Below are 17875 nucleotides of genomic sequence, written 5' to 3'. Positions count from 1 at the left end.
CAGTGTCGTCCCGGCGCAGGCCGGGACCCATAGCCACCGTAGGTGATTGTTGCGCGACGCCGGGGCCACAGCTTTCCTCACCAATCCAATCCTGTGGTTATGGGTCCCGGCCTGCGCCGGGACGACGTGAGGAGAGAGCTGTCGTGGCCCACTACCCCGTCTCGATCGGCAACTCCGCGTCCTTCGCCCATTCGCCCATCGAGCCGTCATAGAGCGTGAGATTGTCGTAGCCGAGCCGGTGCAGCTGGAACAGGTCGATGGTCGCGGAGATGCCGCCGCCGCAATAGGCGACGACGCGCTTGTCCTTGGTGATGCCCTGCGCGGCGAAGGTGGCTTCGGCTTCATCCAGCGGCACGAACGTCTTGGCCTTCGGATCGATCAAGCTTGCCGCCGGCACGCTGACGCTGCCGGGGATGCGGCCGGGCCGGCCGTAGCGGCTTGGTTCGAGTCCCCTGTAGAACTGCGGACCGAGCGCATTGACGATGACGGTGTCGCCCTCGGTGGTCGCGGCGAGCACGTCATGCTTGTCGACGAACATCCCCTCTCGCGGCCGCGCCGGAAAGGTGGCCGGCGGATAGCCGCCGGCAAGCCCGGTCTCGATGTCGCGGGCCTCGGCGGTCCATTTGTCGATGCCACCGTCGAGCACCGCGGCACCCTCGAAGCCGAGCGAGCGCAGCATCCACCAGAACCGCGTCGCCCACATCGCAGTCCCGATCGAATACAGCACTACGCGGCTGTTGGCCGAGATGCCGTGGCGGCCGAACGCGGCCTCGAGCTGCGCCGTCGGCGGCATCATGAAGCGGAGGTCGGTATGGGGATCGGAGAATTCGGCCTGCAAATCCAGGAAATTGGCGCCCGGGATATGGCCGGCCTCGAAGGTCTGGCGGCCGGAGACGACGACATAGGGAATGTTGCTCCCCGCAGGGGCCGGCTCCAGATAGGTCGTGCAATCGAACAGGCGGAGATCCGGCCGGGTCAGGATGTCGGCGAGTTCCGCCGTGGTGATCAGCTCGCTATGGCCGGCCATGTCACGCCCTCCCGGTCTGTGTTTAACGGGATGCTAAGATGCGCCAAGTCACATGAAAAGCCGTCACTTTGCCCTTTGATTCACCCCAATTCGGCCCAATATAGCTGTCCATGCAGGACGCCGCTGCATGGCTTGCGTTTGGCCTCAATCGGCGCCATAAGCTGTTGAATTCACTCCGAAACATCACCGTTTGGCCCGCCTTGCGCGAGGCCCATCGCCCCCTTGGTGAATGTCACCAAAACCTGATATTCGAGACGCCATGAACAAGCCCGAGATTTTGCTGCAAGACGACGTCGCCGGTCCCGCAGCACGGCACAAAACCACGCAGGTCATGGTCGGCAACGTCGCCGTTGGCGGCGGCGCGCCGATCGTCGTGCAGTCGATGACCAACACCGACACCGCCGACGTCGATGGCACCATCGCCCAGGTCGCCGCGCTCTCCCGCGCCGGCTCCGAGATGGTGCGCATCACCGTCGACCGCGAGGAAGCCGCGGCCGCCGTGCCGCATATCCGTGACGGCCTGCGCAAGCGCGGCATCACGACGCCGCTGATCGGCGACTTCCATTATATCGGCCACAAGCTGCTCGCCGAGTATCCGGCCTGCGCCGAGGCGCTCGACAAGTACCGCATCAATCCCGGCAATGTCGGCTTCAAGAACAAGCGCGACACCCAGTTCGCCGACATCATCGAGATCGCCAACAAGAACAACAAGCCGGTGCGCATCGGCGCCAATTGGGGCTCGCTCGACCAGGAGCTGCTCACCAAGCTGATGGACGAGAACACGGCGTCGGCCAATCCGCGCGACGCGCGTGCGGTGACGCGCGAGGCGATGGTGCAGTCGGCGCTGCTGTCGGCGGCGCGCGCGCAAGAGCTCGGCATGCCGAAGAACAAGATCATCCTGTCGGCCAAGGTGTCGGCCGTGCAGGACCTGATCGCGGTCTATCAGGAAGTCGTGCGCCGCTCGGATTACGCGATCCATCTCGGCCTCACCGAGGCCGGCATGGGCTCGAAGGGCATCGTGGCCTCCTCGGCTGCGCTTGGCATCCTGCTGCAGCAGGGCATCGGCGATACCATCCGTATCTCGCTGACGCCAGAGCCCGGCGGCGATCGCACGCTGGAAGTGCAGGTCGCGCAGGAATTGCTGCAGACCATGGGCTTCCGGACCTTCGTGCCGCTGGTCGCGGCCTGCCCGGGCTGCGGCCGCACCACCTCGACCACGTTCCAGGAGCTGGCGCGCTCGATCCAGGATTTCATCCGCGACGAGATGCCGGCCTGGAAGACCAGGTATCCGGGCGTCGAAGAGCTCAACGTCGCGGTCATGGGCTGCATCGTCAACGGCCCCGGTGAATCCAAGCACGCCAATATCGGCATCTCGCTGCCCGGCACCGGCGAAGCACCGGCCGCGCCCGTGTTCGTCGACGGCAAGAAGTTCCGCACCCTGCGCGGTCCGGGCATCGCCGCCGACTTCAAGGCGCTGGTGATCGACTATATCGACCAGAAATACGGCGCCGGCGCCAAGGTGCCGGAGACGGCGGGCGCCGCGGAGTAACTGCACTCCGCTCGTCACCCACATTCAATCGTCGTCCCTGCGAAAGCAGGGACCCATAACCACCGGCGGTGGTTGTGGCGCGAGATGTGGGTGACCAGTCTTCGCAAAACAAAATCCTGTGGTTATGGGTCCCGGATCTGCGCTGCGCTTGTCCGGGACGACGGGTATGTTTGTGGCGCGGATTGCGCTTCTGCCGATGCGCGCTACCATGGCTCCAATCAAGAACGATCGGGAGACCGCCCATGAGCTCGCTGTCCGGCAAGCAGGGTCCGCGCTACCGCCACCTCGCCGACCAATCCGAGCCCTATGAGACCATCGCCGTCGAGAAGCTGACGCCGATCATCGGTGCGGAAATCTCCGGCGTCGATATCGGCAGGCTGGTCGGCGACGATGCGCGCTCCAACCGCCAGATGGACGAGATCCATCGCGCGCTCGCCGAAAACCTCGTCATCTTCTTCCGAGACCAGCACATCAGCCCGGACCAGCATCTCGCCTTCGGCCGCAAGTTCGGCGAGCTGCACGTGCACCCCGTCGCGCCCAATGAGGGCGATCCGGCGCTGATGAAGATCCATGCCGACAAGGACTCACCGCGCGCCAATGGCGAGGGCTGGCACACCGACGTGTCCTGCGACCTCGAGCCGCCGATGGGCTCGATCCTCTACATCAAGCAGTGCCCGCCGCGCGGCGGCGACACGCTGTTCGCCAACATGTACGCCGCCTATGAGGCGCTGTCGGATCGCATGAAGGCCTATCTCGACGGCATGACCGCGCTGCATGACGGCGAGCAGACTTATCGCGGCCTGTACGCCAATTACGGCGTCGCCGACAAACGCGAATATCCCCGCGCCGAGCATCCGGTGGTCCGCACCCATCCGGTGACCGGCAAGAAGTCGCTCTACGTCAATCGCGGCTTCACCCGCTTCATCGTCGGCATCCCGCGCGACGAGAGCGACGCGATGCTCGCCTATCTCTACCAGCATGCCGAGAACCCGCTGTTCCAGTGCCGCTTCCGCTGGAGCGAGAACGCGATCGCGTTCTGGGACAATCGCTGCGCCCAGCATCGCGCGATGTGGGATTACTGGCCGCACACCCGCTCCGGCACCCGCGTCACCGTGAAGGGCGAACGGCCGGTGTGAGTGCGGCTCGCGCCGTCGCGCCGGGCGCACCTGAGCCCGATCCCGTCAGCCTCGCCCCAAGCCTCGTCCCCAGACTCGTCCTAATGCCGCGCGGTTGGGGTAATCCATGCGGGGCATAGTATCCGTGAGCCGGTGAGCCCTATGATACCGCATCAGAATGGGCGTTATCACCATGCGACAGGTGATACTGGGCGCGCGGAGTGCCGGCTTGCGCGTCAAATCGGATCAGGTGCCATCTTCGCCGGGGACGATACGTCCGGCGGCTTCTCTATGGTTCGCAGCAACTCTTGTGCTGACGTGTCTTTCGGATACGGGCGACGGAGCGCGCGCGCAGTCCAGCGGCATTGCCGGCAATCCCCCGCAGCTTGCACAAGCCAAGACGATCGCTGCGGGTGACGCCGGTCCAGCCAAGGACCAGGCGCAAAGCGCGGAAGGGCTCGCCCGCGAACTCGCGACAGCGCGGCAAGATATCGAATTGCTGCAGGGCTTGCTGACCAAGGAACGCGAGAATTCGGTTCGGGTCGAGAATGCTCTGCAGAGCGAAGCCGAAAAACTCAGAAAGTCGCTGAAGGAGGTGCCGCAAGGCAGCGCCGGGGACTTGCAGCGGTCGCTGCGAGACGAGCGTGGGCGAGCCGCGCAGTTGGAGCAGGAGCTGGCGGTTGCTCGCCTCGATGTCGACAAGTTGGCCGCACTGCTGGTCAAGGCAAACGACGAGACGGCGAAGCTGAAGCAGGCGTCGCAAGGCGGCGCGGCGGACGTGCAGAAGTCGCTGGGGCAGGAACGCGAGCGGGCGGCGCAGCTGGAGAAGGACCTCGCGGCGTCGCGTCGCGACGTGGAAACGCAGACAGCGTTGGCGGCCAAGGCGGGCGATGAAGCGACGAAGCTGAAGCAGGCGTCGCAAGGCAGCGCGGCGGACCTGCAGAAGTCGCTGGGGCAAGAACGCGAGCGGGCGACGAAGTTGGAGAAGGACCTTGCGGCGGCGCGTCGTGACGTGGAGACGCAAACCGCGCTGGCGGCCAAAGCAGGCGATGAGGCGGCGAAGCTGAAGCAGGCCTCGCAAGGCGGCGCGGCGGACATGCAGAAGTCGCTGGGGCAGGAGCGGGAGCGCGCCGCGAAACTGGAGAAGGACCTCGCGGCGTCGCGTCGCGACGTGGAAACACAAACCGCGCTGGCGGCCAAGGCCAGCGATGAGGCGGCGAAGCTGAAGCAGGCGTCGCAAAGCGGCGCAGCGGACCTGCAGAAGTCGCTCACCCAGGAGCGCGAGCGGGCGGCGCGGCTGGAGAAGGACCTCGCGGCGGCACGTCGTGACGCGGAAACGCAAACCGCGCTGGCGGCCAAGGCCAGCGATGAAGCGGCGAAGCTGAAGCAGGCCTCGCAAGGCGGCGCGTCGGACGTGCAGAAGTCGCTGGCCCAGGAGCATGAGCGAGCCGCGAAACTGGAGAAGGACCTCGCGTCGGCGCATCGCGACGTGGAAACGCAAACCGCACTGGCGGCCAAGGCCAGCGATGAGACGGCGAAGCTGAAACAGGCCTCGCAAAGTGGCGTAGCGGACTCGCAGAAGTCGCTGGAGAAGGAGCACGAGCGGGCGGCGCGGCTGGAACTCGACATCGCGGCGGCGCGCCGGGACGTCGAAATACAGTCAGCGGCGACGGCCAAGGCGAGCGACGAATTGGCCAAGCTGAAGCAGGCAACGGACGCCGGCGCTGCGGAACTGCGTCGATCGATGCAGAAGGAGCGTGAGCGGGGCGAAGCACTGGCGCAGGATCTCGCAGCGGCGCGCAGCAAGGTCTACGCCTACGAGGCCCAGGCGGCAAAGGCCGGCGACGAGGCGGCACAGCGCAAGAAGGCGGAGTCAGCCGAAGCCGCCGAGTTGCGGCAATCGCTGCAGCGCGAGCAGCAGCGGGCCGAACAATTGGCGCGTGATCTTGCAACCAAGAGCCGCGAACTCGATGCGCAGGCCGAGCGGGTCGCCGCAGCGAACGCGCAAGCCGTCAACGCGAAACAAGCCGGGGAGAAGGTCGCGGCCGAGCAGCGCGGCCTGCTGCAGAAGGAGCACGGCAGGGCCGAACAGTTGGAGCGGGATCTTGCATTGGCACGCCGCGACGTCGCTGCGGCCGCCGCAAAAGTGCCGCCCGTCGCGGTGGCCACCACCGGCAACGCTGGCCGGGCCGTGCAGGAGGAGCCGGCCAGTGCGCCGGCGAAGCCAACCGAGGTCCGGGCTGCAGCGCCGCGAACCACGGGCAATGTCGAGGTCGTTCCCGACGACAGCGCGCAGGAGGCGAGACTGCTGGCGCGGGCGCGGCTGCTGCTGGAGCGGGGAGATATCGGTGGTGCGCGGAGCGTGCTGGAACGGGTCGCCGAGGCGGGCAGTGCCCAGGCCAGCTTCGCGCTCGCGGAAACCTACGATCCGCTGACCCTCTCGAACTGGGGAACGTATGGAACGCGCGGCGATGCAGCCAAGGCGCGCGATCTCTACGCCAGGGCGCAGGCCGGTGGAATCAAGGAGGCAAAGGCGCGGTTCGAGGCGCTGCGTTGATCGAACGATCCTTGCAGCCAGGATGGCAGCAAGAACGAACGTGCTGACGGATGTCGTGCAAAGGAGTTGCCCGATGAAAAGGTTGACTGGATTGTGCCGGCTGTTGCTGCTGGCGGCCCTGATGTCGTTGCTCCCGGCGCTACCGCCGCCCCCGGCGGACGCGCGGCCGCAACAAGACCGGCCGCACAAGGCTCATCTGATCCGGACCGTGCCGCCCCAGCCCAGGCCCGAGGCTCTGGCCATCAATGCCTGGACCGTGGGTCTCGCCGGCGGCCTGCTCGAGGGCGCGCCGATCCGCCTCGCCGCCGAGATGGCCCGCGTGGTCGATGACGGCGACAATCTGCACGTGCTGCCGGTGGTGACGCGCGGGCCCGTGGAGAACCTGAACTCGCTGCTGTATCTGCGCGGCATCGATGCTGCGATCATCAATTCCGACGCGCTGGAGGAATACAAGAGCCAGGTGCCGGACATCCAGCGGCGGATCACCTACGTGCTGAATCTGTTTCCGTCCGAGCTGCATGTCTTCGTCCGGCCGGAGATCAAGAGCCTGGCCGACCTCGCCGGCAAGAAGGTGAACTTCAACAGCCAGGGCACCGCCGCATCCTATTCGGGGCCGCTGATCTTCAGCCGGCTCGGTGTCGACGTTGAGAAGACGTTCATTCCGCACCAGGTCGCGCTCGAGCAGATGCGGAAGGGCGAAATGGCGGCCGTCGTCTTCATTACCTCGAAGCCGGTCGATGCCTTTGTCAAAGGCAAGTTTGACGCGGGCTTCAAGTTCCTGCCGGTCCCCTATGACAGCAAGTTCGAGGACTATTATCTGCCGTCAACGCTCGATGCCGCCGATTACCCGAATCTGATCAAGCAGGGTGATCGCGTGGCCACCCTCGCCGTGCCGACCGCTCTCGTCGCCTTCAACTGGCCGGCCAACTCCAACCGCTTCGAGCGTGTTGCGCGCTTCGTCGATCATCTGTTCTCGCGGATCGACAAGCTGCAGGCACCGGGCTTCGACCCGAAGTGGAAATCGATCAACCTCGGCGCAACGGTGCCCGGTCTCGCGCGCTTTCCTGCGGCACAGGCGTGGCTCGACCGCCAGTCGGCGACGGCACGGGCATCGCAATGACCAGGATCGCCGCCCCGCTTCTTGCGGCAAGCGCCGTCGTCAACGGCGTTGCCCTGGCGCAGGGGGTGGGAGATCCCATGGCGCAGCTGCGCGCCTGTTCGGAGCTGCAACGCGAAGCGCGTCTGGAGTGCCTCGACAGGCTGTCGCATGCCGGCGAACCGGCTCGCCGCGAAGCGTCGAAGGCGAATAACTGGACGATCAGCGAGACGATGTCTCCGGTCGACTATTCACCGATCGCCACCGCGACGACATCAGACTCGGTCGATTCGTCCATGAAGCTGTCGATCCGCTGTCGCGGCGGCCGGACCGAATTGTCCTTCGCCGGGCCCGCGATCTCGGGCCGGGGCGACAGCTATGTGATCTCCTATCGTGTCAACGACGGTCAGCCGGTGCAGGTCGCGGCAGCCGTGCCGGCGGCTGGTTCCGGCGTCGCCGTCGTTGGCGATGCGGTTCGCCTGTTGCAATCGCTTCCCGATAACGCGGTCCTCGCCGTGCACCTTTCGCGCGGTGCCGGGGCTGCCCAGGACGCAACATTCTCGCTCGCGGGGCTGGACGCGATGCGCGCGAAGATGGCCGCGGTCTGCAAATGGCCGCTGGCTGTGGCAAGGCCCGGCAATTGAAAAGGAAGTTCGCCGATTTTTCGAGATGGAGGTACCTGATGTTTAATTTCGAATCGATTGCGAAGTTTGTTGCGATTGGCGCCGTCGCCGTGCTGGCTTCCACGTCGTTGGCGGTGGCCCAGCACAAATACTGGGCGCCGAACGAGCAGTCCGCTACGGATGGGGCGAGTGCTCCGAAATCCCAGAGGTCGCGCGCCGCGGCCGAAATGCGCAAGCGCTCCGCCTATGCGCGCATGCATGATCCGGCGGAGCCGAAAGGGAAGGAGCATCGTCTGATCCTGCAGGTGAACAGCAATGATCCGGCCGCGATGAATCTCACGCTCAACAACGCAACGAACGTGGCCGAATACTACAAAGGCCTCGGCGAAAAGGTGAAGATCGAGGTGGTCACCTTCGGCCCGGGCCTGCACATGCTCCGCGAGGATACGTCGCCGGTGAAGGCTCGCATCGAGGAAATGGCCCTCAGTTCACCCGAGGTGTCGTTCAAGGCGTGCGGCAACACCCAGGAGAAGATGCAGAAGGCCGAGAACAAGTCGATCCCCATCATCAAGCAGGCGGATGTCGTGAAGTCCGGCGTCGTGCGCGTGATGGAACTGCAGGAGAAGGGATGGGCCTACGTGAAGCCGTGAGCCGGACGGCCGGTCTGGCTTGATTCCACTGCGCGGGCGCGGCTTGCGGGACAGCGCCGCCGGCCGCGCCGGCATTCGCATTGACGCCGCGCATCCGCTACGCCAAGCTCCGGGAAAATCAAAAACAACTCCCGGGGAAATGCCATGCTCCGCGCCGAAGACAACAAATTCCTCACCGAATCGGGTGCCGGAACGGGAATGGGCGAATTGCTGCGCCGGTTCTGGATCCCGGTGCTGCTGTCGGAGGAGTTGCCGGAACCCGACAGCGACCCCAAGAAGATCGTTGTCATGGGCGAGGAGCTGCTGGCCTTCCGCGACTCACGCGGCGTGGTCGGAATCATCGATCAATACTGCCCGCATCGCGGCGCCAATCTCTGGCTCGGCCGCAACGAGGAATGCGGCATCCGCTGCGTCTACCACGGCTGGAAGTTCGACACCGACGGCCGCTGCGTCGACATGCCGACGTCCTATCCGGACCTCAACGCCAAGGATCTGATCCGCATCAAGTCCTATCCGGTGCGCGAATGGGGCGAGATGATCTGGGCCTATATGGGCCCGGTCGAGGCGATACCGGAACTGCCGGCGCTGGAGATGGCGCTGCTGCCGGCCTCGCACCGCTTCGTCACCAAGAAGTGGCAGGACTGCAACTGGGTGCAGGCGGTGGAAGGCTCGATCGACACCGCGCATTTCACCTTCGCGCATCTCTCCTTCGAGAAGGAGGAGAACGAGATCCTCGACATCAAGAGGCATTTCGTCAACCCGCTGACCCGGGTCGCGACCGACCACATGCGCTGGATCGCCGAGGATCCGCGGCCGGTCATCAAGATCAATCCGCATGACGCCGGCCTGACGGTCGCCGGCGGACGGCTCACCGGCAGCGACAACATCTATTGGCGCATCGCCCAGTTCCTGATGCCGTTCCACAGCTACGCGCCGAGCTCGATGCCGGGCGAGAACATGTTCGGCCAGACCTTCGTGCCGGTCACCGACACCAATTGCTGGATCTACACCTATGCGTGGAATCCGGACCGGCCGCTGACCGATGCCGAGCGGGAGGGTTTCGCCAACGGCAATGGCGTGATGGCGGTGGTCGACGAGAACTACGTGCCGCTGCGCAACAAGGCGAACGACTATCTGATCGACCGCAAGCTGCAGCGGACCAAGAGCTACACCGGCATCAAGGGCGTCTCCGAGCAGGACGCCGCGGTGCAGGACAGCCAGGGCCCGATCGCCGACCGCACCCGCGAGCATCTCGGTCCGACGGATCTCGGCATCATGCACTTCCGCAAGCTGGTGATGGAGGCGGCCCGCGCACTGCAAAACGGCGAGGCGCCGCCGCACGTCAAGCACCAGGATCGCTACACCGTGCGCTCCGGCGCCTGCGTCACCAGCAAGACCAAGGACCTCACCGCCGTGATGATCGAACGGTTCGGCGACCCCGCGGGCTTCGTCGGCGGTCCCGGGCAGAACGCTGCGGCGGAGTGATCACCATTGTCGTCCCGGCCTTCGCCGGGACGACGTGTGGAGCGATACCGCGCGCTGCACGCGCGCTACAACGGTATCCTGCGATACTCGCGGTTGGAGAGGCTCGCTTCCTCCAGATCCAGGTCGCGCTCGATGCGCCGCCGCGTTTCGTCGGTGATCTTGCCGTCGCGCAGCAGCATATGGATGAACTTGCGCTCGGAGGAGATCAGCTCGCGCGTCAGCGCAGTGCCGGTGGCGGAGACGTCGTGCTTGTCGGGATCGAGCGCATCAGGCAGCTGGTTGATGCGGATCTCGTGCCGCGAACGCAGCAGCTTGACGACCTCGTCGGAGAGCTCGCGGTCGTCGGTGATGGCGTCGAGCGATTTCAGCGCCGCGTTCAGCGCGTCGCGCCGCGCGGTGATCTCCTGCTCGTGCTCGGCGATGTGCTCGCTGCGTCCGTCCTTGGCGAGGCCGAGCCAGCGCACCACCGGCGGCAGCGTGAGGCCGAGCCCGACCAGCGTTACGAAGATCACGCCGAAGGCGACGAACAGGATCAGGTCGCGATACGGGAAGGCGTCGCCGCTCGGGAGCGTCAGCGGCAGCGCCAGCGCCGCGGCGAGCGAGACCGCGCCGCGCACGCCGGTGAAGGCGACCACGAACACCGCCCGCCACGACGGCAGCGGATCGCGCTCGCGCACCCGGCGGCTGATCCAGCGCGGCAGATAGGTGCCGGGAAACACCCAGACGAAGCGCGCGACGATCACGATGACGGCGACCAGCACGGTCGCGGTCAGGATGTCGTGCAGCGGGAACGCCTTCGACTTCTCGTACAGCGAGCGCATCTGGAAGCCGGTCAGGAGGAACAGCAGGCCCTCGATCAGATAGATGATCAAGTCCCAGAAGAAGATGCCCTGCAGGCGCGTCGCGGCCGAGATCAGCAGCGGTCCGTTCCAGCTCATATAGAGCCCGCAGGCGACGGTTGAGATCACACCGCTGCCGCCGAAATGCTCGGGGATCCAGTAGGCGAGATAGGGCGTGATCAGCGACAGCGTGATCTCGACCTGCGGATCCCTGGCGCGGCGGCGCGCGCGCAGGCTGAGCCAGCCGACCGCGGTGCCGAACGCGATCTCGCCGGCCACGATGACGAAGAAGGTGCCGGTCGCCTTCGGCAGCGAGAACAGCCCGGTGGTGATGGCGGCCAGCGCGAAGCGATAGAGGATCAGCGCGGTCGCATCATTGGCAAGCCCCTCGCCCTCCAGCACCACCAGGATGCGGCGGGGCATGCCGAGCTTGCGCGCGATCGCCAGCGGCGCGACCACGTCCGGCGGTGCGACGATCGCCCCAAGCAGGAAGCCGATGCTCCATGGCAGCCCGATCAGATAGTGGGTCGCGGCCGCGACCATGAAGGCGGTGAAGATCACGCAGCCGACCGAGAGCAGGATGATCGGCCGCAGATTGGCCTTGAACTCGCGCCAGCTCATCGCGACGCTCGCCGAATAGATCAGCGGCGGCAGCACCACCAGCAGCACGAGCTCGGGCGGCAGTTCCAGCGACGGCATGCCCGGCACGAAGGCCAGCACGATGCCGACCAGCAGCAGCAGGATCGCCGGCGCGATATCGGTTCGCCGTGCAACCAGGGCGGTTCCCGCAAGCACGCCGAGCAAAGTGAGAAAGATCTGAAATTTGGCTTCCATGACGGGCTCAATTCGCCCGGAAACCAGCGCCAGTCAATGCGGTCCGGCCGGAGCCGGACCGCTGGGTCATGTCACAATGTGATCGCGGGGGCCGCCGGTCAGTCCCGCACGTCGTAGCGGTACGACTTCGAGACGATCTGCCAGCCATCGGCGAGCTTCATCGCCACCAGATAGTCGGTGAAGTAGCGCGGCGGCAGCTGGCAGCGCACCTTGATGAAGGCGGTGTGGTCGTCGGATCGGTCGATGGTGACGATGAAATCCTCGCGCGGCTTGCCTTCGGCCTTCGCCGACGGCCGCTTGCGCACCAAAGCGAGCCAGTCCGGCACGCTGAGGACCTTGAGCTCGCCCCTGTCCACCCAGCGCAGGTCGGCACTGGGGTGAAAGGCGGTCGCAAGCTTGTCGGCGTTGCTCTCGTAGAGGCCGTCGAAATAGGTTTGCACGACGTTTTCGACGCTGGATCGTTCCTGACTCATTGGTTAGTCCTCCCGGCAGGATTTGACTGCTAGGATTTAGCCATGAACCGCCGGATTGCGCCATGGCCGGTGGCAAAATTCCGCGTGAGGAGTGAGTTGTGACCGCATCTGCAAATTCGAACGAAACGATCCTGATCGGCGAATGCTTCTGCCGCGACGTGCGCTACGAGGTGGCCGATGCGTTCGGCTATGCGCTGAATTGTCACTGCTCGAATTGCCGGCGCACCACCGGATCGGCATTCAAGCCGTTCGCGGGCATCGTGCGCGAGAAATTCGCAGTCGTTGGTGGTGCCGATCGTCTGCTCATTTATGGCGACGAGCTCACCCACGACGCGCATTGCGGCCGCTGCGGGTCGCTGCTCTATTCGCAGGTTCGTAACGGCGCCTATGTCCATGTCACGATGGGTACGCTGCGCGACGCGCCGACGATCCGGCCGAGCGCGCATATCTTCGTCGGCTCCAAGGCACCCTGGTACGAGATACGCGACGACCTGCCGCAATATCAGGAACACGTGACGCAAGGCGGGGAATAAGTCCGCTCAAGGCAAGTTCTTGTCCTGAGTTTGGTCCGCCTGGACCGCTGACGTCTCGGACGGCCCCAGCGAGAAGGCGAGCACGACGTTGTCGGCGCGCTGCTTGAACTCCTTGCCGACCGCGGCGCGCGCGGCGTCGGCGAGTTCATGCAATGGTTTGTCCTGCAGCAGGCTGGGAAAGGTGACGGTGACCGACGTGAGCCGCCCATTGCGCCAGTTGAACCCGACCGCCGGTTTGACCCCGACCATCGCAACCAGATCGTTCTCCACGGCCCTGGCGTGCTTGAAGCCGTCGAACACGGCGTCGACCAGGCCGCAGCCTGCGGCGCAGCCGGCCAGCAGCACGGCGGTGAGGAGGTTTCGCGCCACGCTGCCGATCGTGCCGGACCGGGCGGATGGAACCGCTGCGCTTGTGCCCTGCATGACGTCCTCCGGGAGTTTGTTCTGGTTGCCCGGATCGTGCCCGAAATGTCGCGCCCGGCCAATTGCGAACCGGCGCTGGTTTGCGCCGACTAACAGGGAGGATGGCATGCGCGCCGCGGGCTTTCGGATGGTGAGGCGCCTCACAAAGCCCGGCAGTGCTTTCTGGTAGTCGGAGCTGACGTGCTAGGACATGCCGGATATTGGAAGTCAGGTCCTGGAAGTGTCGCCATGATTGGGTCTGGGCTGTTGAAATTGAATCGATTGCTGCTCGCCGTCGCAGCCTTGCTGCTGATCGCCTGCCAGCCGGCCTTCGCCGAGAAGCGCGTGGCGCTGGTGCTCGGCAATTCGGCCTACAGGAACACCGCGCCGCTGGCCAACCCGGTCAACGATGCCTCGGTGATGGCCACGACGCTGAAGACTGCGGGCTTCGACGTGGTCGACTTCCGCAAGGACCTGCCTGCGGTCGAAACCCGCCGCGCGCTGCGCGAATTCGCCGACCTCGCCCGCGATGCCGATATCGCGCTGGTCTACTATGCCGGCCACGGCATCGAGGTCGACGGCGCCAATTACCTGATCCCGGTCGACGCCAGGCTGGAGCGCGACACCGACGTCTATGACGAGGCGTTCTCGCTCGACCGCATCCTGGTCGCGATCGAGCCCGCCAGGCGACTGCGGCTGGTGATCCTCGATGCCTGCCGCGACAATCCGTTTGCCAAGACCATGAAGCGGACGCTGGCGACAAGGGCGATCGGGCAGGGGCTCGCCAAGGTCGAGCCGACCAGTCCGAATGTGCTGATCGCCTATTCGGCCAAGGCCGGCTCCACCGCGGCCGACGGCGACGGCAAGAACAGCCCGTTCACGATCGCGCTGTCCAAGTTCCTGCCGACCCCCGGCCTCGATGTCCGCCGCGCCTTCGGCTATGTCCGCGACGAGGTGCTGAAGACCACCAACAACCGCCAGGAGCCGTTCGTCTATGGCTCGCTCGGCGGCGAGGACGTGCCGCTGGTGCCGGCCCTGGCCAAGCCGGCGCCTGCCGCCGCTGCCGCACCCGCGGCCCCGGTACCGACGCCGCAATCCGAGGCCCGCCGCGATTACGAGCTGGCGCTGCAGATCGGCAACAGGAACGCGATGAACGCGTTCCTGGCCCAATACCCGAGTGGCTATTACGCCAACCTCGCCAGGCTGCAGCTCGAGAAGTTCACCGCCGAGGACGCGCGCATCGCCGCCACTGAGAGGGCGCGTCAGGCCGAGCAGGAGCGCGCGCGGCTCGCCGCCGAGGGCGCGCAGAAGGCGCAGCAGGCCAAGGCCGAGGCCGACGCCAGGGCGGCCGAAGCGGCGCGCCTTGCGGCCGAACGGGCCAAGCAGGTGGCGCAGGAACAGGCCGCGGCCGCCGAGCAGAAACGGCAGGCGGATGCCGCGCTCGCCGATCGTGCCGCCGCCAAGCCGGCCGCCGACCAAGCGGCAACACCAGCAGTGGTCGCGCCGCCGGCACCGCCCGAGAAGACCACGGCCGTCGCCGCACTGGCCACCGGGTCGCCCGAGGCCGATGTCGTCAAATCGGTGCAGACCGAATTGCGCCGCGTCGGCTGCCTGACCGGCGCCGTCGACGGCGACTGGAATGCCGCGTCGCAGCGCTCGCTGACGCTGTTCAACCGCTATGCCGGCACCAAGCTCGAGATCAAGACCGCGAACGTCGACACGCTCGATGCCGTCAAGCTGAAGCAGTCCCGCGTCTGCCCGCTGGTCTGCGAGCACGGCTACAAGGCTGACGGCGATCGCTGCAGCAGGATCGTGTGCGCCGAGGGCTCGTTGCTCAACGACGACAATGAGTGCGAGAAGCGGCGCGAGCGGAAACCGGTTGCCAAGCGCGACGGCGACGAACGGCCGTCGCGCCGCGAGCGCGAACGCGCATACCACCCGCAGCGCGAGCAGGGCGAGCCGCAGGTCCCGTCGGCGGCAATTCCGCGCCCGCAGAAGCGCGCAAGGGCGGAAGGCGGCGGCGGCGGTGGTGGCCAGATCATGTGCGACGCCTATCTGTGCCGTCCGGTCCGGCACGGCTGCCATCTCGAATACCGCGGCGGCGGCGGCCCCGGCGGCAACGTCGGCAATGTCGAGGTCTGCAACTAGCGCGGCGCGGCTAGATCGCGCTCGCGGCGATGTTGACCATCAGGGCCAGCAGGGCGGTGTTGAACACGAACGAGATGATGCCGTGCACCGTTGCGGTGCGGCGGATGATCTTGTCGGTGATGCCGACGTCGGAGACCTGCGCGGTCATGCCGATCACGAACGAGAAATAGACGAAGTCCCAGTAATCGGCGTCGGCATGCGCGTCGCCGCTCGGAAATTGCAGTCCGCCGGGCGTCTTGCCGCGGTAGAATTCATGGGCGTAGTGCAGCGCGAATGCGGTGTGGACCACGGCCCATGACAGCGTGATGGTGACGATCGCCACCGCGAGGCCAGCCGCGCTGCCCTTCGACGCGCCGAGCTCGAATACGATGGCCAGCAGACTTGCCAGCGCCCCGAACGCGGTCAGCAGCAGGATCAGGAAACGGCCGTCGTCCTGCAGGATGGCGCTGCGCTTGATGTGGGCGACGCCACAGCGCAGCATCATCACATAGGCCAGCACGAGATACAGCGCGGCGAAAGCGTCCCAGCCCACCAGCAGGCGGGTGACGAGGCGCGGCGCGTCCGGCGCCAGCAGGGCAGCGACGACGCCGACCGCGAGCGAGCCGAAGGTGCGCGGCCGGCCCACCACCATGCGGACCGGCAGCGGCAGCTTGCGGAAACGAACAAGGCCGTCGTCGAGCTCCTTGTTCATGTCCCGCGCTGCTTTCGGCTAGTTCTTTCGCTCTGCGACGAAGCGGGCTGCCGCGCGCAGCACGTCGCCCCGATCGCCGAACACCGACAGCGCGGCGTCGGCACGCGCCAAGAGGTCGCGCACGCGCTGCTTGGCGCCGTCGATGCCGAGCTGGGTGACGAAGGTGGTCTTGCCGAGCGCCGCGTCGGCGCCGGCCGGCTTGCCGAGCGCGGCGGCGTCGCCCTCGACGTCGAGCAGATCGTCGGCGATCTGGAAGGCTTCGCCGAGCGCTTTGCCGTAATCGTCGAGCGCCTGGTATTCCTTCTCGGAGGCCTGGCCCAGGATCGCGCCGGCGATGCAGCCGAAGCGGAGCAGCGCGCCGGTCTTCATCTGCTGCAGCCGCGCGACGTCGACCGGCTCGCGGTCGCCGAAGCGGCCTTCGCCGGCGAGGTCGAGGATCTGGCCGCCGGCCATGCCGCCGACGCCGGAGGCGCGCGCCAGCGCGCGGGTCAAGAGCAGGCGCACCTGCGCGTCCTTGTGGATCGCATCGCGGGTGATGATGTCGAAGGCGATCGTCAGCAGCGCGTCGCCGGCAAGGATCGCGGTGGCGTCGTCATAGGCCTTGTGCAGGGTCGGGCGGCCGCGGCGCAGATCGGAATTGTCCATCGCCGGCAGATCGTCGTGGATCAGCGAGTAGCAGTGGATGCATTCGAGCGCGGCGCCCACCAGCAGCGCGGAGTCACGCGGGATGCCGAACACCGCAGCGCTCTCGACCGCCAGGAACGGCCGCAGCCGCTTGCCGCCGCCGAGGCTCGAATAGCGCATCGCCTCGATCAGCCGCTTCGGGCGCACGATCTCGTCGCTCTCGGTCGCATCGGACAGCAGTTTGGCGAGCAGGGCTTCGGTATCCTCCGCGGTCTGGTCCAGCCGCTTGGAAAACTCTGCAGTACCGGTCGTCATTAAGAATTGCTCCAGATCGATTTTCGGCCGGACAATCGTTGATGGGATCGGCTTCGTCAATTCCACCCTGCGACGGATTGCGCCTTAAAAGTGCTGGAAAAACCGTGAATTATCCCTCAGACGTCTGATGGCGCCGGCCGTGTTCTGGCGGGCGGGTCCCAAATCCTTCCTTGGAACGGTCCTCCCCGGAAACCTCAGCTTTGCGCATTGTCCGGATTTTATTGCTGGTTTTGCTGGGCTTGCTGTTGCTGCCGTATCTGGTGACGCCGTTCTATCGGACCGGCCAGCCGGTTTCGGCCCTGATGGCATGGCGGACCCTGCGCGGGGCCCCGGTGACGCGGCATTGGGTCGATTTCGGCGCCATGTCGCCCTCGCTGCCACGGTCCGTGGTCGGCTCCGAGGACGCCCATTTCTGCAAGCACCGGGGTGTCGATTGGGGCGCGCTGCGCGAGGCGCTGGACGACGCCGAGGATGGCGAGGTGGCCCGCGGCGGCTCGACCATCACCCAGCAGGTGGCCAAGAACCTGTTCCTGTGGTCCGGCCGCAGCGTGATCCGCAAGGGGCTGGAACTGCCGCTGGCGCTCTGGATCGATCTCGTGCTGCCCAAGCAGCGGATCCTCGAAATCTACCTCAATATCGCGGAAATGGGCCCATCCGGGCAGTTTGGCGCCGAGGCCGGTGCCCAATATGCCTTCGGCCGGTCCGCGGCGGGGCTGTCACCGCGCGAGGCGGCGCTGTTGGCGGCAATCCTGCCGAATCCGGTCAAAAGGAGCGCCCGGAACCCAGGCCCGGGGGTGCGCAGGCTGGCCGGCACCTACATGGCCCGGGCCAATACCGTGAGCCGTTGCTGGCACGAAAATCGCGGTTCCTGAGGGCGATTTCGGGCGCATTTTGCCTGATCGGACCCTAGATTT

Annotated in this window: 16 protein-coding genes; 10 read left to right on the top strand and 6 right to left on the bottom strand. The window is 66.2% G+C overall.

Features of this window, described 5'->3' with window-relative positions; genetic code table 11:
* Positions 1 to 151: 151 nt before the first annotated feature.
* Complete coding sequence (locus BRSPCE3_RS31530; RefSeq protein WP_244070320.1) at positions 152 to 1027, bottom strand: sulfurtransferase; 876 nt, start codon at positions 1025 to 1027, stop codon at positions 152 to 154.
* A 259-nt stretch (positions 1028 to 1286) separates the two neighbouring features.
* Between BRSPCE3_RS31530 and ispG the strand changes: the two genes are divergently transcribed.
* The 7 genes from ispG (at position 1287) to BRSPCE3_RS31495 (ending at position 10102) form a co-directional block, all read left to right on the top strand.
* Complete coding sequence (gene ispG, locus BRSPCE3_RS31525; protein ID WP_244070318.1) at positions 1287 to 2576, top strand: flavodoxin-dependent (E)-4-hydroxy-3-methylbut-2-enyl-diphosphate synthase; 1290 nt, start codon at positions 1287 to 1289, stop codon at positions 2574 to 2576.
* Between the two features lie 242 nt (positions 2577 to 2818).
* Positions 2819 to 3712, top strand: coding sequence for a TauD/TfdA family dioxygenase (locus BRSPCE3_RS31520; protein WP_244070316.1), 894 nt, complete (start codon positions 2819 to 2821; stop codon positions 3710 to 3712).
* 289 nt (positions 3713 to 4001) lie between these two features.
* Positions 4002 to 6248, top strand: coding sequence for a hypothetical protein (locus BRSPCE3_RS31515; protein ID WP_244070314.1), 2247 nt, complete (start codon positions 4002 to 4004; stop codon positions 6246 to 6248).
* A gap of 73 nt (positions 6249 to 6321) precedes the next feature.
* Positions 6322 to 7368: a TAXI family TRAP transporter solute-binding subunit gene (locus BRSPCE3_RS31510; protein WP_244070312.1), complete on the top strand. Its 1047-nt coding sequence runs from the start codon at positions 6322 to 6324 to the stop codon at positions 7366 to 7368.
* Positions 7365 to 7988, top strand: a complete 624-nt coding sequence (locus tag BRSPCE3_RS31505) for a hypothetical protein (RefSeq protein ID WP_244070310.1) — start codon at positions 7365 to 7367, stop codon at positions 7986 to 7988. The genes BRSPCE3_RS31510 and BRSPCE3_RS31505 overlap by 4 nt, the downstream gene beginning before the upstream one ends.
* A gap of 38 nt (positions 7989 to 8026) precedes the next feature.
* A complete protein-coding gene (locus BRSPCE3_RS31500) occupies positions 8027 to 8617 on the top strand; it encodes a hypothetical protein (RefSeq protein ID WP_375709988.1) in 591 nt (196 codons plus the stop codon).
* A 144-nt stretch (positions 8618 to 8761) separates the two neighbouring features.
* The gene (locus BRSPCE3_RS31495; protein ID WP_244070308.1) at positions 8762 to 10102 is read left to right on the top strand and encodes a Rieske 2Fe-2S domain-containing protein; all 1341 of its coding nucleotides are present in this window, start codon (positions 8762 to 8764) and stop codon (positions 10100 to 10102) included.
* A gap of 65 nt (positions 10103 to 10167) precedes the next feature.
* Here the strand turns inward: BRSPCE3_RS31495 and BRSPCE3_RS31490 are convergent, their stop codons facing one another.
* Both BRSPCE3_RS31490 and BRSPCE3_RS31485 read right to left on the bottom strand, forming a co-directional pair.
* Entirely contained in the window at positions 10168 to 11775 is a 1608-nt protein-coding gene (locus tag BRSPCE3_RS31490; protein WP_244070306.1) for a Na+/H+ antiporter, read from the bottom strand.
* Between the two features lie 98 nt (positions 11776 to 11873).
* Complete coding sequence (locus BRSPCE3_RS31485) at positions 11874 to 12248, bottom strand: nuclear transport factor 2 family protein (RefSeq protein WP_244070305.1); 375 nt, start codon at positions 12246 to 12248, stop codon at positions 11874 to 11876.
* A 98-nt stretch (positions 12249 to 12346) separates the two neighbouring features.
* Between BRSPCE3_RS31485 and BRSPCE3_RS31480 the strand changes: the two genes are divergently transcribed.
* Positions 12347 to 12781 (top strand): GFA family protein, encoded by a 435-nt coding sequence (locus BRSPCE3_RS31480; protein WP_244070303.1) that lies wholly within the window; start codon positions 12347 to 12349, stop codon positions 12779 to 12781.
* 6 nt (positions 12782 to 12787) lie between these two features.
* Here BRSPCE3_RS31480 and BRSPCE3_RS31475 read toward each other — a convergent pair whose 3' ends face one another.
* Positions 12788 to 13312 (bottom strand): hypothetical protein, encoded by a 525-nt coding sequence (locus BRSPCE3_RS31475; RefSeq protein WP_244070301.1) that lies wholly within the window; start codon positions 13310 to 13312, stop codon positions 12788 to 12790.
* A gap of 120 nt (positions 13313 to 13432) precedes the next feature.
* Between BRSPCE3_RS31475 and BRSPCE3_RS31470 the strand changes: the two genes are divergently transcribed.
* Entirely contained in the window at positions 13433 to 15331 is a 1899-nt protein-coding gene (locus BRSPCE3_RS31470) for a caspase family protein (protein ID WP_244070299.1), read from the top strand.
* A gap of 10 nt (positions 15332 to 15341) precedes the next feature.
* Here BRSPCE3_RS31470 and BRSPCE3_RS31465 read toward each other — a convergent pair whose 3' ends face one another.
* Positions 15342 to 16022 (bottom strand): DUF1345 domain-containing protein, encoded by a 681-nt coding sequence (locus BRSPCE3_RS31465; protein WP_244070297.1) that lies wholly within the window; start codon positions 16020 to 16022, stop codon positions 15342 to 15344.
* 18 nt (positions 16023 to 16040) lie between these two features.
* A complete protein-coding gene (locus BRSPCE3_RS31460) occupies positions 16041 to 16961 on the bottom strand; it encodes a polyprenyl synthetase family protein (protein ID WP_244070295.1) in 921 nt (306 codons plus the stop codon).
* 200 nt (positions 16962 to 17161) lie between these two features.
* On the opposite strand from BRSPCE3_RS31460, the gene mtgA reads away from it, so the two are divergent.
* Positions 17162 to 17833 carry a monofunctional biosynthetic peptidoglycan transglycosylase gene (gene mtgA, locus BRSPCE3_RS31455; RefSeq protein ID WP_244070293.1) on the top strand — a complete coding sequence of 224 codons (672 nt, stop codon included), beginning with the start codon at positions 17162 to 17164 and terminating at the stop codon, positions 17831 to 17833.
* The last annotated feature ends 42 nt before the right edge of the window (positions 17834 to 17875 follow it).

Origin of the sequence: Bradyrhizobium sp. Ce-3, from assembly GCF_022835695.1 — a bacterium.
In the GTDB taxonomy this organism is placed as follows: domain Bacteria; phylum Pseudomonadota; class Alphaproteobacteria; order Rhizobiales; family Xanthobacteraceae; genus Bradyrhizobium.
The sequence above is the reverse complement of the archived record's forward strand: the minus strand, read 5'-3'. Positions and strand labels throughout refer to the sequence as shown.

What these genes read in the sequence shown, in the direction of transcription:
- BRSPCE3_RS31530 (WP_244070320.1), bottom strand. Translation starts at nt 1,027, where the DNA reads ATGGCCGGCCATAGCGAGCTGATCACCACGGCGGAACTCGCCGACATC.
- ispG (WP_244070318.1), top strand. Translation starts at nt 1,287, where the DNA reads ATGAACAAGCCCGAGATTTTGCTGCAAGACGACGTCGCCGGTCCCGCA.
- BRSPCE3_RS31520 (WP_244070316.1), top strand. Translation starts at nt 2,819, where the DNA reads ATGAGCTCGCTGTCCGGCAAGCAGGGTCCGCGCTACCGCCACCTCGCC.
- BRSPCE3_RS31510 (WP_244070312.1), top strand. Translation starts at nt 6,322, where the DNA reads ATGAAAAGGTTGACTGGATTGTGCCGGCTGTTGCTGCTGGCGGCCCTG.
- BRSPCE3_RS31505 (WP_244070310.1), top strand. Translation starts at nt 7,365, where the DNA reads ATGACCAGGATCGCCGCCCCGCTTCTTGCGGCAAGCGCCGTCGTCAAC.
- BRSPCE3_RS31500 (WP_375709988.1), top strand. Translation starts at nt 8,027, where the DNA reads ATGTTTAATTTCGAATCGATTGCGAAGTTTGTTGCGATTGGCGCCGTC.
- BRSPCE3_RS31495 (WP_244070308.1), top strand. Translation starts at nt 8,762, where the DNA reads ATGCTCCGCGCCGAAGACAACAAATTCCTCACCGAATCGGGTGCCGGA.
- BRSPCE3_RS31490 (WP_244070306.1), bottom strand. Translation starts at nt 11,775, where the DNA reads ATGGAAGCCAAATTTCAGATCTTTCTCACTTTGCTCGGCGTGCTTGCG.
- BRSPCE3_RS31485 (WP_244070305.1), bottom strand. Translation starts at nt 12,248, where the DNA reads ATGAGTCAGGAACGATCCAGCGTCGAAAACGTCGTGCAAACCTATTTC.
- BRSPCE3_RS31475 (WP_244070301.1), bottom strand. Translation starts at nt 13,312, where the DNA reads ATGCCATCCTCCCTGTTAGTCGGCGCAAACCAGCGCCGGTTCGCAATT.
- BRSPCE3_RS31470 (WP_244070299.1), top strand. Translation starts at nt 13,433, where the DNA reads ATGATTGGGTCTGGGCTGTTGAAATTGAATCGATTGCTGCTCGCCGTC.
- BRSPCE3_RS31465 (WP_244070297.1), bottom strand. Translation starts at nt 16,022, where the DNA reads ATGAACAAGGAGCTCGACGACGGCCTTGTTCGTTTCCGCAAGCTGCCG.
- BRSPCE3_RS31460 (WP_244070295.1), bottom strand. Translation starts at nt 16,961, where the DNA reads ATGACGACCGGTACTGCAGAGTTTTCCAAGCGGCTGGACCAGACCGCG.